The sequence below is a fragment of the Aquamicrobium terrae genome (assembly GCF_052978165.1).
In genome coordinates this window covers 3,257,626-3,272,960 of sequence record NZ_JBRKLZ010000001.1, presented here as the reverse complement: position 1 = coordinate 3,272,960, position 15,335 = coordinate 3,257,626, and the positions used below count along the sequence as shown (strand labels likewise).

Genomic DNA, 15,335 nt, shown 5'->3' with positions numbered 1-15,335 from the left:
CCTCAGGCGGCTTCGCCGATTATGCCGGCATAACCGTTGGCTTCGAGATCGAGCGCCAGCGACTTGTCGCCGGATTTCACCACCTGGCCCTTGTAGAGCACATGCACGCTGTCGGGCACGATGTGCTCCAGCAGGCGCTGGTAGTGGGTGATGACGACGAAGGCGCGGTCGGGCGAACGCAGCGAATTCACCCCATCGGCCACGATCTTCAGCGCATCGATGTCGAGGCCGGAATCGGTCTCGTCGAGCACGCACAGCTTCGGCTGCAACAGCTTCATCTGCAGGATTTCGGCGCGCTTCTTCTCGCCGCCGGAGAAGCCGACGTTGAGCGGGCGCTTCAGCATGCTCATGTCCATGTTGAGCGTGCCGGCAGCCTCCTTCACGCGGGCCAGGAATTCCGGAATCTTCAGCGGCTCCTCGCCGCGCGCCTTGCGCTGCGCGTTCATCGCCACCTTCAGGAATTCCATGGTGGCGACGCCCGGTATCTCCATCGGATACTGGAAGGCGAGGAAGATGCCGGAGGCGGCGCGCTCGGCCGGGTCCATCTCGAGGATGGATTCGCCGTTGTAGAGGATGTCGCCCTCGGTCACCTCATAGTCCTCGCGCCCGGCGAGGATGTAGGACAGCGTCGACTTGCCGGAGCCGTTCGGGCCCATGATGGCGGCGACCTCGCCGGCCTTCACCGTCAGGTTCAGCCCGCGGATGATCTCGGTGCCATCCTCGGCGATGCGGGCATGCAGGTTCTTGATCTCAAGCATTTGTTCTTCCTGAATTTCTTCCAAAGCCCGTTGCGGTCTCCGAAACCGCCTTGCGTGCTTTCAGTCCTTGTTCTTTCGCATGTCGTTGTCCCGAAACCGGTCTCCACTTTCGGGCGACATGCTTTTCGACGGTCAGCCGACCGAACCTTCAAGCGAGATGCCGATGAGCTTCTGCGCCTCGACGGCGAACTCCATCGGCAGTTCCTGGATGACGTCCTTGACGAAGCCGTTGACGATGAGCGCGATGGCTTCCTCTTCGGGAATGCCGCGCTGCATGACGTAGAACTTCTGGTCCTCGGAAATCTTCGAGGTCGTGGCTTCGTGCTCGAACTGGGCGGTCGCGTTCTTGGCTTCCATGTAGGGCACGGTGTGTGCGCCGCACTGGTCGCCGATCAGCAGCGAGTCGCAGTTGGTGAAGTTGCGCGCATTGGTGGCCTTACGGTGGGCCGAGACCTGGCCGCGATAGGTGTTCTGCGAGAAGCCGGCGGCGATGCCCTTGGAGATGATGCGGCTCCTGGTGTTCTTGCCGAGGTGGATCATCTTGGTGCCGCTGTCGATCTGCTGATAGCCGTTGGAAACGGCGATCGAGTAGAACTCGCCCTGGCTGTCGTCGCCGCGCAGGATGCAGGACGGATATTTCCAGGTGATGGCCGAGCCCGTCTCCACCTGCGTCCACGAGATCTTGGATCGCGCGCCGCGGCAATCGCCGCGCTTGGTGACGAAGTTGTAGATGCCACCCTTGCCTTCGACGTCGCCCGGATACCAGTTCTGGACGGTCGAATACTTTATCTCGGCATCGTCGAGTGCGATCAGTTCGACCACCGCCGCGTGAAGCTGGTTCTCATCGCGCTGAGGTGCGGTGCAGCCCTCGAGATAGGACACATAGGCGCCCTCCTCGGCGATGATCAGCGTGCGCTCGAACTGGCCGGTGTTCTTCTCGTTGATGCGGAAATAGGTCGACAGCTCCATCGGGCAGCGCACACCCTTGGGCACGTAGACGAACGACCCGTCGGTGAAGACGGCCGAGTTCAGCGTCGCATAGAAATTGTCGCTCACCGGCACGACGGAAGCGAGATATTTGCGCACCAGTTCCGGACGCTCGCGGATCGCTTCCGAGATCGAGCAGAAGATGACGCCGGCCTTGGCCAGCTCTTCCTTGAAGGTGGTGACGACGGAGACGGAATCGAACACCGCATCGACCGCGACGCGGCCCGAGGCATAGACATTGTCGCTCGCCTCGTCATTGTCGGCGACGGGCTTCTGCACGCCGGCGAGGATTTCCTGCTCCCGCAGCGGAATGCCGAGCTTCTCGTAGGTGCGCAGCAGTTCCGGGTCCACCTCGTCGAGCGACTTCGGGCCGGCCTGATTCTTCGGCGCGGCGTAGTAGTGGATATCCTGGAAGTCGATCTTCGGATAGGAAACGCGGGCCCAGCTGGGCTCCTCCATGGTCAGCCAGCGGCGAAACGCCTCCAGCCGCCATTCGAGCATCCACTCCGGCTCCTGCTTCTTTTCCGAGATCAGACGGATGATGTCCTCGGTAAGGCCCTTGGGTGCCTTATCGGTCTCAATTTCCGTCTCGAATCCATATTTATACTGATCGACGTCGATCTCGCGGACTTGATCGATCGTCTCCTGCACTGCAGGCATAGGCGTTCTCCATCCTTATCGGGGGCAAGGCCCGACAGTTTTCAAACTATGGCATCGCCCAAGCGGGCGACGTACGTTCCATATAGTGCGTTCCGGCCGCGATTACACCCAGCCATCATGCACCGTTTGACCGGGCCAAGGCCCGCGGCCGCCCTCAGGCAGCCCTGCTTCCACCGGAACGGCGGGACGCGATGCCCGCCAGCGCCGAACGGAACAGTTCAAGGTCGTGCGTGTCCGTCGCCTGCCCGATGGACACACGCAGCGCACCCTGGATTTCATCGAAGCCCATCGCCGTAAGCACATGGCTCGCGCCAACCTTGCCCGACGAGCAGGCGGAGCCGGCCGACAGCGCCACGCCGGCGAGGTCGAAGGCGATCTGGGCCGTCTCGGCCTTGAGGCCGGGAATGGCAAAGAAACTGGTATTCGCCAGACGCGGCGCGGCGCGTCCGAAGATGACGGCATCGGGAACCAGTTCCAGCACCACGGCCTCGAACCGGTCGCGCAGGGCTCGCACGCCGGCGATGGAAGCGAGACCTTCGAATGCCGCGGCTGCGGCCGCCCCAAGCCCGGCGATGCCGGCAAGGTTCTCGGTGCCGCCGCGATGACCCTTCTCCTGCCCGCCCCCGGTGACCAGCGGCCTCGGCATCATCAGGTCGGCGGCCGCTACGATCGCGCCGACGCCCTTGGGGCCACCCATCTTGTGTGCAGAGAGAATCAAATAATCCGCGCAAGGCTTTGACATATCGAGCGGAATGCGTCCGGCCGCCTGCACGGCATCCAGCACCAGGACGCCGCCCGCGGCCTTCACCACGGACGCGATCTCCTCCAGCGGCTGGACCACGCCGGTTTCATTGTTGGCGGCGTGAACGGCCACAAGCGCCAGACCGGCGCCCTTGTCATGAGCGGCAAGCGCAACCGCCAGTTCGTCCAGATCCAGCAGGCCGTCACGGTCGACGCCGATGCGGGTGACCTGATCGGCTGGGAAACGCCCTCCGCCCAGCAGGCAGGGGTGATCGGCCGTTGAGACATAAAGTCGCCCCATGCGCAGGGGGGCCTTGCCCATCTGCCAGTCCGGCACGAGCAGCGTCGTTGCGGCTTCGGTGGCGCCGGAGGTGAAGACAACATGCTGCGGCTGGGCATTGACCAGCGCTGCCACCTGCCGGCGCGCATCCTCGATGACCCGGCGGGCCGCGCGCCCTTCGCCATGCACGGACGAGGGATTGGCCGCAACGTCCAGCGCTGCGACCACGGCCTCGCGCGCGGCGGCGAGCAGCGGCGCGCTGGCATTGTAGTCGAGATAGGCGCGGACAGCGGCCATTTCCCTGTCAAATTCTCCCTGCATGAAGCCACGCCACAAGCTGCGGCGTTATTTCCTTGAAATGTTAAGGCCAGCCGTCCTATCTACGCATCTGCGGCGTGGGTGGGCCAACCACTCAGTTTTGAACAATTCTAATCTAGCTTCTAAGAAGGCGTTTGGCCCACGTCAAGGTCAAATCTTGTGGGAAGCGTTCAAGAATTGTTCGGCCAGCGCCGGTCAGTTTGCAGTCGGAGTTTTTGATGCCTGAGGTCATTTTCACGGGTCCGGCCGGTCGGCTGGAAGGTCGCTACCAGCCTTCCAAGGAGAAGAACGCGCCGATCGCGATCGTCCTGCACCCGCATCCGCAGTTCGGCGGGACGATGAACAACAAGATCGTCTACGACCTCTTCTATATGTTCCAGAAGCGTGGCTTCACCACGCTGCGCTTCAATTTCCGCGGCATCGGCCGCAGCCAGGGCGCCTTCGACCACGGCACCGGCGAGCTTTCCGACGCCGCCGCCGCGCTCGACTGGGTGCAGTCGCTGCATCCCGATTCCAAGAGCTGCTGGGTTGCCGGCTATTCGTTCGGCGCATGGATCGGCATGCAATTGCTGATGCGGCGGCCGGAGATCGAGGGCTTCATGTCGATCGCGCCCCAACCCAACACCTACGATTTCTCGTTCCTGGCACCGTGTCCTTCCTCCGGCCTCATCATCCATGGCGATGCCGACAAGGTGGCTCCGGCCAAGGACGTGCAAGGGCTGGTGGACAAGCTGCACACGCAAAAGGGCATCACCATCACCCAGAAGACGCTGCCCGGCGCCAACCACTTCTTCTCGAACGAGTCCGAGCTTCTGATCGAGGAATGCGCCGACTATCTCGACCGCAGGCTTGCCGGCGAACTGGCCGATCCGCGCCCCAAGCGGCTAAGGTAACGGCTTCGCCAGAACCCCGCCGCTCACCGGCTTTTCGCATCCTGTCGTGGTCGGAAAGGTGAGCGGCAGCTTTTTCAGCGAACGAACCGCCAGATAGGCCCAGGCTTCCGCCTCGGTCGCGTCGCCGTCGAGCCCGGCCTCCTCGGCGGGTATCGCCTCCGCGCCCGCCTTGAGGTCGTGCATGATGTGCGGGTTCTTGCGTCCGCCTCCGCACACGATCCACAGCGTCGGCTTGTGCGGCAGATGCTCCACCGATTTCAGGATAGCGGCGGCGGAAACGGCGGCCAGCGTGCGCGCGCCATCGGCAAGCTCCAGCCCATCGGCCTCGGCCAGCGTGAAATCGCCACGGTCGAGCGATTTCGGTCCCGGCCTGTCGAAGAACGGCTTTTCCAGATAGCGGGCGACAACTTCCGCCGCCACGCCGCCCTCGCTGGCAATGGCGCCATCGACATCGAACGGAATACCCGCCTCGCGCACCACCCACTGGTCGATCAAGGCATTGCCGGGCCCGGTGTCGAACGCCACCGGATCGCCCTCCTGCGGCACGAAGGTGATGTTGGAAATGCCGCCTATGTTGACGAACACCACCGGAAACCGCCCGGCATGGACCTGCCGCAGCGAACGCGCCAGCGCCGCGTGATAGGCCGGCACCAGCGGGGCGCCCTGCCCGCCATGGCGCATGTCCTCGGCGCGCATGTCGAACACCACCGGCAGGCCGGTGAGGTCGGCAAGCCGCTGCCCGTCGCCAAGCTGCACGGTGAGCGCCTGCTGCGGCCGATGCAGCACCGTCTGGCCGTGGAAGCCGACGAGTTCCGGCTTGCCCCACGACTTCGCCTCGCCGTCGAGGAAAATCTTCACCGCCTCGGCATGACGGCGGGTGATTTCCTGTTCGAGCGCGGCGAGATCGCCGGGGCGCTCGCCGCGCTGCGCAATCTCTTTCGCCGTTTCCAGTCCCTGCTCGATCCGCCGCCTGAAATCGGCCTCGTAGGGTACGAACAGGCCCGGCCCCCGCTCGACGATATCGACGCCATCGGTGCGCAGCATGGCAAGGTCGATGCCGTCCATCGACGTGCCGCTCATCAGGCCGATTGCACAGATTGTCGCCATTTGGCTCGCCGTCCTTGTGATTCCTCGCCCGCAGATGCTAAACGCGCGCGGTCACACTTGCCACGCCGGCACAGCCTGCCGGTGCTTTCGGGAAAAGAAAAATGACCGCCTTCAAATCCGACTTCCTGCGCATCATGAGCGAGCGCGGTTTCATCCACCAGATTTCGGACGAAACCGGCCTCGACCAGCTCTTCGCCACGGAAACGGTGACGGCGTATATCGGCTTCGACCCGACGGCGCCCAGCCTGCACGCGGGCGGCCTGATCCAGATCATGATGCTCTACTGGATGCAGCAGACCGGCCATCGGCCCATCGCCCTGATGGGCGGCGGCACCGGCATGGTCGGCGATCCCTCGTTCAAGGACGAGGCGCGCAAGCTGATGACGCCGGAGACCATCCAGGCCAACATGGACGGCATCAAAAAGGTGTTTTCCAACTACCTGACCTTCGGGGACGGCCCGCGCGATGCGGTGATGGTCAACAATGCCGACTGGCTGCTGCCGCTGAACTATCTCGAATTCCTGCGCGATGTCGGCCGGCACTTCTCGGTCAACCGCATGCTGTCGTTCGATTCGGTGAAGCTGAGGCTCGACCGCGACCAGTCGCTGTCGTTCCTCGAATTCAACTACATGATCCTTCAGGCCTACGACTATGTCGAGCTGAACAAGCGCTACGGCGTGCGCCTGCAAATGGGCGGCTCGGACCAGTGGGGCAACATCGTCAACGGCATCGACCTCGGCCACCGCATGGGCACGCCGCAGCTCTACGCGCTGACCACGCCGCTGCTCACCACCGCCTCGGGTGCCAAGATGGGCAAGTCGCTGGGCGGCGCCATCTGGCTCAACCCGGACATGCTCAGCCCCTATGATTTCTGGCAATACTGGCGCAACACCGAGGACGCCGACGTGGAGCGCTTCCTGAAGCTCTACACCACGCTGCCGCTGGACGAGGTGGCGAAGCTGGCGGCCCTCGGCGGTGCCGAGATCAACGAGGCGAAGAAGGTGCTGGCCACGGAAATCACCTCCCTGCTGCACGGCCGCGAGGCAGCCGGGCAGGCAGCCGAGACGGCACGCAAGACCTTCGAGGAAGGCGCGCTGGCCGAAACCCTGCCGACAGTCGAGGTGGCACGGGATGCGCTTGAAGGCGGCATCGGCATCCTGTCGCTGCTGGTGAACGCCGGCCTTGCCTCCTCCAACGGCGAGGCCCGCCGGCATGTGCAGGGCGGCGCCGTACGCCTCAACGACCAGCCGGTGTCGGACGACAGGCGCATGGTGACGGTTGAGGATCTGAATCCGGAAAACGTCGCAAAGCTTTCTCTCGGCAAGAAAAAGCATATTCTGGTTCGTCCGGCCTGACCGGACGAAGGCATTTCCTTGTTCCAGGTGGGTGTGGCGAGCCGCGCGCACCCGGCCGGCTTGCTCTTGACTTGTCACCACAGAGAGCCCATCTGGTGGATCGGTTGCTGGCGCCTGCCGTCCGCGGATCGCATGATCCATGGTGAAGTCCAGCCTTATCGATGATGCTTCGGTTGTTTTCTCCCAAGGCGCATCATGGCAATGCGGGCTCCCATGCAGGAAGTCGCCTCCATTTTTTGGAGAGACCCGACATGTCTTTATTCCTCGATACACCCTCTTCACAGTCGCTGAAGGCAGAGGCAAAAAATCTTCGAGAGCATCGTGTCCGCGCCGGTCAGCCGATGACCCACAGCGCAGCTCTGGAAGAAGTAGCCCGCTCCCACGGCTACCGGGACTGGAACACCGCCCGCGCAACCTTACCGGATCGTACCGCCGTGCCTTTCCAAATCGGCATGCGCGTGCGTGGCTTCTATCTCGAACAGCCTTTTTCCGGCTTGCTGATCGGCGCGCAGCTTGTCTCCGGCATGCAGCACCTAACGGTCACCGTGCAGTTCGATGAGCCGGTCAACGTTACGCCCAACCTCATGTTCGCCGCCCACCGGAAGCGTGTCACCGCCACAGTCGATGCACGCGGGATTTCCCCGGCTCTGCGCGGCAACGGCCGGCCGCAGATGCGGCTCATGAAGGAATAGAAACTCCCTGCCCCTCCTTGCCGAAGGCGGGGCAGCCTCAATCCGGCACTATCTGTACTCGAAGATCGAACGAAAAATGCCCGGAGCTATCACCGATAGCGGGTTGATCTCCAGTTCCGGCTTCTTGACGTTGCCGCGCAGGCGGTAGGTCACGCCGATCAGGCCGCGGTCTCGGCCATTGCCGAGGATCGCGCCGACCAGCGGCAGTTCGCCGAAAATGCGGTTGAGGCCATAGGCCGGCATGAAGGTGCCGGTCATGTCCATATTGTCGTTCTGGTCGTAGAGAATGCCCTGAAAGGTCGTGCCGATCAGCGGCCCGCGCAGTACACCATTTGCGAGCCTCACATAGCCGGTGCCCTTTTCCACCTCGGTGAAGCCGCGCTCGAACTGGACGCGGGAGGCGTCGATATTGCCGCGCACCGCCTGGTTGAGGCTGCGGCTGTCACCCGCCGGCGTGGTCGAGACGATCGACGCCAGCTTGGGCTCGTTGACGACGAGGAAGTCGCGCGCGTCGACCTTGCCACGCAGCGGGCCGTCGCCCGTGCCTTGCAGGGCGATCGAGATGCCGCCTCCCCGCACATGCCGGTAGATATCAAGGAAACGCAGGATGGCGCCGGCATCGGCGGACCGCATCGACAAGGACCGCTGCCCGCCGCTGGCGCTGCCTTGCGCCGTGACGGTCGCGCCGCTGCTCGTCGCAGCACTTGCCTCGAGGCCGTCGATGCGCGAGCCGACCGCGTCATAGCTGAGCTTCAGGCCTTTCAGGACCTCGTCATGGAAGCCGGTGATCGTGCCGATGTCGGCGCTCAGTGAAATCGCATCGGCCTTGCCGCTCGCCTTGCCGGAGGCGCCCGCATCGGCGGAAAACTGCTTAATCAGCGAGCGGGCATCCAGCGATGCCCCCGACACGTCGACCTTGTAGCCCGAACCCGAGCGGCGGATGGAAACGGCGATGTCGTCCTCGCGGTTGAGCCTTATCCTGTCGAACGTCGCCGAGGAAAAGGCACCGCCCGAAAGCACCACGTCGCCTCGCGCCGAAAAGCTCTTGCCGTCGAGATTGAAGTCGGAAAGCCGGGTGGTGCCACCTTCGGTTTTCATCTGGAACGAGGCTTCGGCGGGTATGCCCGTCCCCTTGCTCCATCCCGCCCATGGAATGGTGAGTTTGGCGGCGGTCAGGTCGGTGCTGACGGCGCGCGCGCCGTCAGGCCGGTTTTCCAGCGCCACCTTGATCGTGCCTGCCAGCAGGCTGGACAGGCCGGGCATGAACTTCTCGCGCAGCTTGTCGTCGAGGATCAGCGCAACCTTGCGGCTGCGCTCCACGCCCGACGACTGCAACGGCTCGACCAGATTGACCTCTGCCGGAATGCCGTTGAGGCTGGCGGTCGCGGCGATGGTCGCCTTGCGCGGATCGACGACGATCGAGCCATCGGCATCGGCCACGCTCTGGCCGTCGAATTCGCGCGCCAGCGCCAGGTCCTTGTAGTCGAGCGCCACCAGCCAGTTGAGCTTGCTGGTGTCGGTGCCGGCCTGAAGCGGAATATCGGCCTTGACGTTGCCGGTCACCCGGCCGGAGAAATCCTCCGGCTTCATGCCGACATAGCGCATGGCATTGATCGGCTCGTAGGATGCGAGCTCCACGATGGCGTCGGCATCGCCCTCGACGTCGATATCCAGCTTGCCGATGACCGGGCGCACATTGGCATCGTCCACGACCAACGTGCCGTTGCTGGCTGCGGCGATGCGGCCGCTCGGCATGTACACGGTTCCGGATTCGAGCGAGATGCGCACTTGCGTGCCCTCGAACTCGACCCTGCCCACCGCATCGCGCACCGGTGGAATGCGCCCCGCCGTGTCGAAGCGGGAGCCCTCGACATCGAACCTGCCGGACACTTCCTCCGCCGTCAGCGGCAGGCCGCTGCCCAGCCGCCCCGGCGCCACGTCATAGCGCAGGCTGGCTTGCGGAACCCGGCCGCCGAACAGGTTCTTCAGCACCCATTGGCGGGCGCTGCCGGCAGCCATCCACGGCCACAATTGCTTGACGTGGGAAACCGGCATGTCGTGGACGTTGAGCGCCAGGAACAGGCCCGGCGTCGCCCCCTCCGCGAATTCGACCGTCGCCATCCCCACGGCCTCGCTGCCGGAGCCGGAACCGGAACGGACAGCGATCGTATCGGCAATGAGCTTGCGGCTCTCCACTTCGTAGACGCCCGCGATGCGGCTGAGGAAGCGCAGCGCCGGCTCCGAGGAATCGTCGGGCGCCAGCATCGAGCCGTCGCTGACGAAGTCATAGCGGTAGGCCGGCCGCTCTCCCGCCGAAGCCTCGGGCGGGCGCGGGCCGATCGAGCCCTGGAAAGCGAAGCTGGAACGCCCCGTCCTGACCAGCATCCGGCCGATATCGACCTTGTTGGAGCCAGCCTCGAGCGTCGCCTGCATGGCAATGTCGGCTGCCAGCAGCCCCCGGGTGCCGAAATCGAGCGCGGTGCCTTCCATGTTCAGCGAAGCCTGCAGGCGCGAAGGGGTGTCGCCGGTGCCTTCCGAACCTGTCAGGCGCAGCGTGCCGGCGCCGGGTTCATGCCCGGCGCCCGGCCAGAACGGTTCGAGCTTCGGCCCGGACAATTCGATGGTGGCGTCGAGATCGACGATCCGCAGCGTTTGCGGATCGCGCGCGGCAAGGCCGGCCAGCGTCACCGTCCGGCCATCGACCGTCGCGGTGGTGGAGAGTTCCATGCGGTCGGCGCCGGCCTGCCGCACGACGGCTTCGGCGATCTTCACCGAACGCACGCCCGCATCGGCAGGCAGCACCAGCTCGACATTGACCAGGCGGATGTTGCGCACCGATTCCAGCTTCACCGCATCAAGCGCCTCGCGCACGGCATCGAAAACCGCCACGATCACCTCGTCGGGATCGATCAGCCCCTGCCCGTTGCGCAAGGCGACCGTCCAGTCTCCCTTGCCGGCGGGCAGCGTGGCAAGGTCGATGCGGGCATCGGAAATCCTGGCGCTGGTAAGGCGCACCTCGCCCGTCACCAGGGGCAGGGCGCGCATGCCGAAACGCACCGCGCCCGCCTGCACCATGGGCTTGCCCTCGGCCGTCGTCAGGCTGACATCCTTGACCTGAAGGGCGAGGAAGCTCGATCCGTCCAGCGTGATGCCCGCCGCGCCGCCCGTCACCCTGACGTCGGTTTCGGCGAGCCTGCGAATGGCGTTCTCCGCTTCCTGCTGGAGGCGTGCCGTTCCGACGCCCGAGGCACCGATGGCGTAGATCCCCGCAACTGCCAGCAGGACGAGCGCCAGCAGCGCCAGCGCGCCGCGTTTCAGCCAGCGGAACCTGCGCCTGAACGCCGCGCGCCCCAGCGGCGGGGCGCAGCCGGCCGAAGGCATGGCGCTCAGATCGGTGATCTCGGCACGCCGGAACCTGATCTTCTCGTGCTGTGGCAGCTCCTGATCCAAACCAAATCCCAACGCCGGGAGGCCGGAGCGCGGCGCGATCTTTCCGATTCGCATGCCGCGCCTGAGGCCCTTGCCTTCATGCACGCCTGTCCGAAAGCGGCTCTCACCCCCGCGGATACGCTCTAGAGCGAATCCCGATAGAACCTTATATCGGTGAACCCTGCCGCGTAACCTCAAACAAGGGCATTGCTATGACCGCCACCAAGGAAATCGAACTCAAGATCGGCGACGAGGCTCCGCAGTTCTCGCTGCCCAAAGACGGTGGCGATGTGATCCGGCTCGCGGACTTCACCGGCCGGCCGGTCGTCGTCTATTTCTACCCGAAGGACGACACGGCAGGCTGCACCAGCGAGGCCATCGACTTTACGCGGCTGAAGCCGGAATTCGACAAGGCGGGCGCGGCAGTGATCGGCATCTCGCCGGACAGCGCCAGGAAGCACGACAAGTTCAAGGCGAAGCACGAGCTGAGCATCGCGCTCGCCGCCGACGAGGAGCACAAGGCCATCGAGGCCTATGGCGTGTGGGTGGAAAAGCAGATGTACGGGCGCAGCTACATGGGCGTCGAGCGCGCCACCTTCCTGGTCGGCCGCGACGGACGCATCGCCGCCATCTGGCGCAAGGTGCGGGTCAAGGGCCATGCCGAGGCCGTGCTGGAAGCGGTCCGCTCGCTCTGACAGGAACCTTCCTCCCCCGGGCGCGTTGGGATGGCAACCAACCAAGGAGGAAATATATGCGCAGCATTCTGCTTTGGGCGATTGGCGTGCCGATCCCGATCATCATCCTGTGGTGGATATTCGGGTGACCTGAATTCGCGGCAACCAAACCTCCAGACAACCTTTGCCCACCCGCTGCCCAGCAGCGGGTTTTTCTTTGCCCAAACCGCAATCCATTCAGCGGTTTTCCCGGGGCAAGGCATCTGCGATGCCCTGCGGACAAAGCTTTGTTAACCCTAACGCCGCATAAATCGGAGGTCGGCATGGTTAACGGGGCGTATCGTGACAGCAGGTCAGTCAGCGGTATTCGGCAAGCGCAGTGAACCCCATACGGTCATCATCGCCCGCGGCGACGAGATCCGGCACTTCACCGTGCGCCCCTGGCTTGCCGCCCTGCTCGGCTCCACGGTGATCGCCATCTCGCTCGGCTATCTCGCCGCCACCTCCTATCTCGTGCTGCGCGACAACATCATCAGCGCCTCGGCAGCCCATCAAGCCCGCCTGCAGCAGGCCTATGAGGATCGCATCTCGGCGTTGCGCGCGCAGGTGGACCGGATCACCAGCCGGCAGTTGCTCGACCAGCAGCTCATGGAAACCAAGGTCACGGAACTGATCGAGCGCCAGAGCCGCCTCAGCGACCGCCACGGCCGTCTGGGTCCGCTTCTCGACCGTGCCGGACGCGAGATCGCCGGGCAATTGCCGGCAACCGCCCCCCTGCCCGCCCGGCGTGAAAAGCCGGAAATCACCGGCTCGATCGAGCCCGCCGACAAGCCCGTCAGGGCCGCGGCGGCGGATGCATCACCCTTCGCAAGCTGGGCGCCGCGCACCGGCGAAGCCGAGCCGCTTCCGGCGATGGCCTATGCCGCCGCCGAGCCGCCCGCTTCGAAAGCCGACCGTTCAGACAAGCTTTTCGTCACCATCAACCGCTCGCTCAAGGCCATCGAGGACGACCAGCTTGCGCAAATCAGCCAGTTGGCCGATGCCGCCTCGGAAAGCGCGGACGCCATTTCCAATGCGCTGGAGACGGCGGGACTGCGGGTCGACCTCGACCTGCCACAGGACGGGACCGCCAAAAGCGATGTCGGCGGCCCGCTGATCCCCCTGGACGACACCACCATTTTCGACGCCAAGCTCAAGGAGCTGGACGAAGCCCTGCAGGTGCTGAGCTACGTCAAGCAGGAAGCACGGCGCCTGCCGCTGGCCAATCCGGCGCCCGGGCACACGGTGACCAGCACCTTCGGCGTACGCCGCGACCCGCTGATCGGTTCCGCCGCCTTCCACTCGGGCATGGATTTCCGGGCCGCCGTCGGCATGGAAGCCAGGGTCACCGCGCCCGGCACCGTGGTCAAGGCCGGCTGGAACGGCGGCTATGGGCGCATGGTCGAGGTGGACCACGGCCGGGGCCTGTCGACCCGCTATGCGCATCTCAGCGGCATCTCGGTCAAGGTCGGCCAGAAGGTCGAGACCGGAGATGTCGTCGGCCGCACCGGCAACACGGGCCGCTCCACCGGCCCGCATCTCCACTATGAGGTGCGCCACAACGGCACGGCGCTCAACCCGCTCCGCTTCCTCAAGACCGGCAAGGCCATCGCCCGGTACCTGTAGGACGGCTCAGTAGCCCTTCGCCGCTCCAGCCGTGGCGCGGCTGTCGATGGCGCCGTAATAGCGCGCGCCATCGCCCGCCTCGATCTGCTTCAGGTTCCTGCCGCCGACGAGAATGCCGGCCGCCTCGCCCCAGATCGTCCAGTCGGGATCGATGCCGACGTCATAGCCCATGCCGGCGAGAATCCGCATCGTGTCGGGCGACAGCGCATAGGGCTCGACATAGACCTTGTCCGGCAGCCACTGGTGATGGATGCGCGGCGCGTCGATGGCCTCCTGCAGGTCCATGCCATGGTCGATCACATTCATGATCGCCTCGAGCGTGATGGTGATGATGCGCGAGCCGCCGGGGCTGCCGATGACCATGAATGGATTGCCGTCCCGGGACACGATGGTCGGGCTCATCGACGACAGCGGCGACTTGCGCGGCTCGATGGCGTTGGCCTCGCCCTGCACCAGCCCGTAGAGGTTCGGCACGCCCGGCTTGACGGTGAAGTCGTCCATCTCGTTGTTGAGCAGGATGCCGGTGCCTTCCGCCACCTTGCCGGTGCCGAAGGAGCCGTTGAGCGTATAGGTGACGGCGACCGCATTGCCGTCCATGTCGATGATCGAATAATGCGTCGTCTCGGTCGATTCGCCGAAGCCCGCCGGCTTCAGCGCCTCGCTGACGCCGGCCCGGTACGGGTCGATGCGGGCGCGGATCTCCTCCGCATAGGCCTTGCTGGTCAGTTTCTCGACCGGGTTCTCGACGAAATCCGGATCGCCAAGCGCCGTGTTGCGGTCGACGAAGGCGTGGCGCATGGCCTCCACCATCAGCCGGGTGGTCTCGGCCGAGCCGTAACCCAGATAGGAGATCGGGTAGCCTTCGAGCACGTTGAGGATTTCGCAGATCACCAGCCCGCCCGAGGAGGGCGGCGGCGAGGAGACGATGTCATAGCCGCGATAGCTGCACTTCACCGGCTCCAGCTCGCGGACCTTGTACTGCTCGAAATCCTCCTTGGCCAGGATGCCGCCATTGACTTGGCTCGCCTTGACGATCAGGTCGGCGGTTTCGCCCTTGTAGAAGGCGTCGGTGCCACCTTTCGAGATGGCGGCCAGCGATTTGGCAAGGTCGGCCTGCACCAGCGTCGCGCCGAGTTCGTATGGCTTGCCGTCCTTGAGGAAGATCTTCGCCGCCGCCTCGTCCTTCGCCAGCATGTCGTTGCCGTCGGCAAAGGAGGCGATATCGCCGGGCTCCAGCACGAAGCCGTCGCTGGCCAGCTTGATCGCCGGCGCCAGAAGCTCCTCGCGCGGCTTGGTGCCGTATTTCTCGCGCGCCATCTCGAAGCCGGCGACGGAACCGGGAACGCCGACCGCCAGATAGGTATCGGTGCTGGCACCGGGAACCGGATTGCCGTCCTTGTCGAGATACATTGTCCTGGTCGCCGCCAGCGGCGCGCGCTCGCGGAAATCGAGGAACGTCGTGGTGCCGTCCTTGAGGCGGATCGTCATGAAGCCGCCGCCGCCCAGATTGCCGGCGGTCGGATAGACGACAGCCAGCGCATATCCGACGGCTACGGCCGCATCGACCGCGTTGCCGCCATTCTTGAGCACCTCGATGCCGACATCGGTCGCCAGATGCTGGGCCGTCACCACCATGCCGTTGTCGCCTTCGGCCGGCGCGGGCGAAGCCGCGTAGACCGGCACCACCCAGGCGGCGCCCAGCGAGAGCGCCACGGCAAAGGAAAGCCGCTTCAATTGTATCGGCTGCATGTCCACCTCTCCTTCTGGTTCTCCCAA

Annotated in this window: 11 protein-coding genes; 5 read left to right on the top strand and 6 right to left on the bottom strand. The window is 64.8% G+C overall.

Annotated elements, in window-relative coordinates:
• Positions 1-2 precede the first annotated feature (2 nt).
• From sufC to ACVCNR_RS16095, 3 genes are all read right to left on the bottom strand, one after another.
• Positions 3-758, bottom strand: coding sequence for a Fe-S cluster assembly ATPase SufC (sufC, locus tag ACVCNR_RS16105; RefSeq protein ID WP_354192685.1), 756 nt, complete (start codon positions 756-758; stop codon positions 3-5).
• A gap of 132 nt (positions 759-890) precedes the next feature.
• Positions 891-2,405: a Fe-S cluster assembly protein SufB gene (gene sufB, locus ACVCNR_RS16100; RefSeq protein ID WP_447075477.1), complete on the bottom strand. Its 1,515-nt coding sequence runs from the start codon at positions 2,403-2,405 to the stop codon at positions 891-893.
• A gap of 154 nt (positions 2,406-2,559) precedes the next feature.
• Entirely contained in the window at positions 2,560-3,723 is a 1,164-nt protein-coding gene (locus tag ACVCNR_RS16095; protein ID WP_447075475.1) for a cysteine desulfurase family protein, read from the bottom strand.
• 239 nt (positions 3,724-3,962) lie between these two features.
• Between ACVCNR_RS16095 and ACVCNR_RS16090 the strand changes: the two genes are divergently transcribed.
• The gene (locus ACVCNR_RS16090) at positions 3,963-4,637 is read left to right on the top strand and encodes an alpha/beta hydrolase (RefSeq protein ID WP_354192688.1); all 675 of its coding nucleotides are present in this window, start codon (positions 3,963-3,965) and stop codon (positions 4,635-4,637) included.
• On the opposite strand, the gene ACVCNR_RS16085 is transcribed toward ACVCNR_RS16090, so the two are convergent.
• Positions 4,629-5,744, bottom strand: a complete 1,116-nt coding sequence (locus tag ACVCNR_RS16085) for an anhydro-N-acetylmuramic acid kinase (protein WP_447075473.1) — start codon at positions 5,742-5,744, stop codon at positions 4,629-4,631. The genes ACVCNR_RS16090 and ACVCNR_RS16085 overlap by 9 nt on opposite strands.
• Before the next feature lie 101 nt (positions 5,745-5,845).
• Between ACVCNR_RS16085 and tyrS the strand changes: the two genes are divergently transcribed.
• Entirely contained in the window at positions 5,846-7,099 is a 1,254-nt protein-coding gene (gene tyrS / locus ACVCNR_RS16080; protein WP_447075471.1) for a tyrosine--tRNA ligase, read from the top strand.
• Positions 7,100-7,350: 251 nt separating this feature from the next.
• Complete coding sequence (locus ACVCNR_RS16075; protein WP_354192691.1) at positions 7,351-7,791, top strand: glyoxalase superfamily protein; 441 nt, start codon at positions 7,351-7,353, stop codon at positions 7,789-7,791.
• A gap of 48 nt (positions 7,792-7,839) precedes the next feature.
• On the opposite strand, the gene ACVCNR_RS16070 is transcribed toward ACVCNR_RS16075, so the two are convergent.
• Complete coding sequence (locus ACVCNR_RS16070) at positions 7,840-11,241, bottom strand: hypothetical protein (RefSeq protein WP_447075470.1); 3,402 nt, start codon at positions 11,239-11,241, stop codon at positions 7,840-7,842.
• Between the two features lie 191 nt (positions 11,242-11,432).
• Here ACVCNR_RS16070 and bcp point away from each other — a divergent pair, with 191 nt between their 5' ends.
• Both bcp and ACVCNR_RS16060 read left to right on the top strand, forming a co-directional pair.
• Positions 11,433-11,915, top strand: coding sequence for a thioredoxin-dependent thiol peroxidase (bcp, locus tag ACVCNR_RS16065; RefSeq protein WP_447075468.1), 483 nt, complete (start codon positions 11,433-11,435; stop codon positions 11,913-11,915).
• Positions 11,916-12,233: 318 nt separating this feature from the next.
• The gene (locus tag ACVCNR_RS16060) at positions 12,234-13,559 is read left to right on the top strand and encodes a M23 family metallopeptidase (RefSeq protein WP_447075717.1); all 1,326 of its coding nucleotides are present in this window, start codon (positions 12,234-12,236) and stop codon (positions 13,557-13,559) included.
• 6 nt (positions 13,560-13,565) lie between these two features.
• Here ACVCNR_RS16060 and ggt read toward each other — a convergent pair whose 3' ends face one another.
• The gene (ggt, locus tag ACVCNR_RS16055; RefSeq protein ID WP_447075466.1) at positions 13,566-15,308 is read right to left on the bottom strand and encodes a gamma-glutamyltransferase; all 1,743 of its coding nucleotides are present in this window, start codon (positions 15,306-15,308) and stop codon (positions 13,566-13,568) included.
• Positions 15,309-15,335 lie beyond the last annotated feature (27 nt).

Bases quoted from the DNA above. Each gene is read 5' to 3' on its own strand.
- sufC (WP_354192685.1), bottom strand. From the start codon at position 758: ATGCTTGAGATCAAGAACCTGCATGCCCGCATCGCCGAGGATGGCACC.
- sufB (WP_447075477.1), bottom strand. From the start codon at position 2,405: ATGCCTGCAGTGCAGGAGACGATCGATCAAGTCCGCGAGATCGACGTC.
- ACVCNR_RS16095 (WP_447075475.1), bottom strand. From the start codon at position 3,723: ATGGCCGCTGTCCGCGCCTATCTCGACTACAATGCCAGCGCGCCGCTG.
- ACVCNR_RS16090 (WP_354192688.1), top strand. From the start codon at position 3,963: ATGCCTGAGGTCATTTTCACGGGTCCGGCCGGTCGGCTGGAAGGTCGC.
- ACVCNR_RS16085 (WP_447075473.1), bottom strand. From the start codon at position 5,744: ATGGCGACAATCTGTGCAATCGGCCTGATGAGCGGCACGTCGATGGAC.
- tyrS (WP_447075471.1), top strand. From the start codon at position 5,846: ATGACCGCCTTCAAATCCGACTTCCTGCGCATCATGAGCGAGCGCGGT.
- ACVCNR_RS16075 (WP_354192691.1), top strand. From the start codon at position 7,351: ATGTCTTTATTCCTCGATACACCCTCTTCACAGTCGCTGAAGGCAGAG.
- bcp (WP_447075468.1), top strand. From the start codon at position 11,433: ATGACCGCCACCAAGGAAATCGAACTCAAGATCGGCGACGAGGCTCCG.
- ggt (WP_447075466.1), bottom strand. From the start codon at position 15,308: ATGCAGCCGATACAATTGAAGCGGCTTTCCTTTGCCGTGGCGCTCTCG.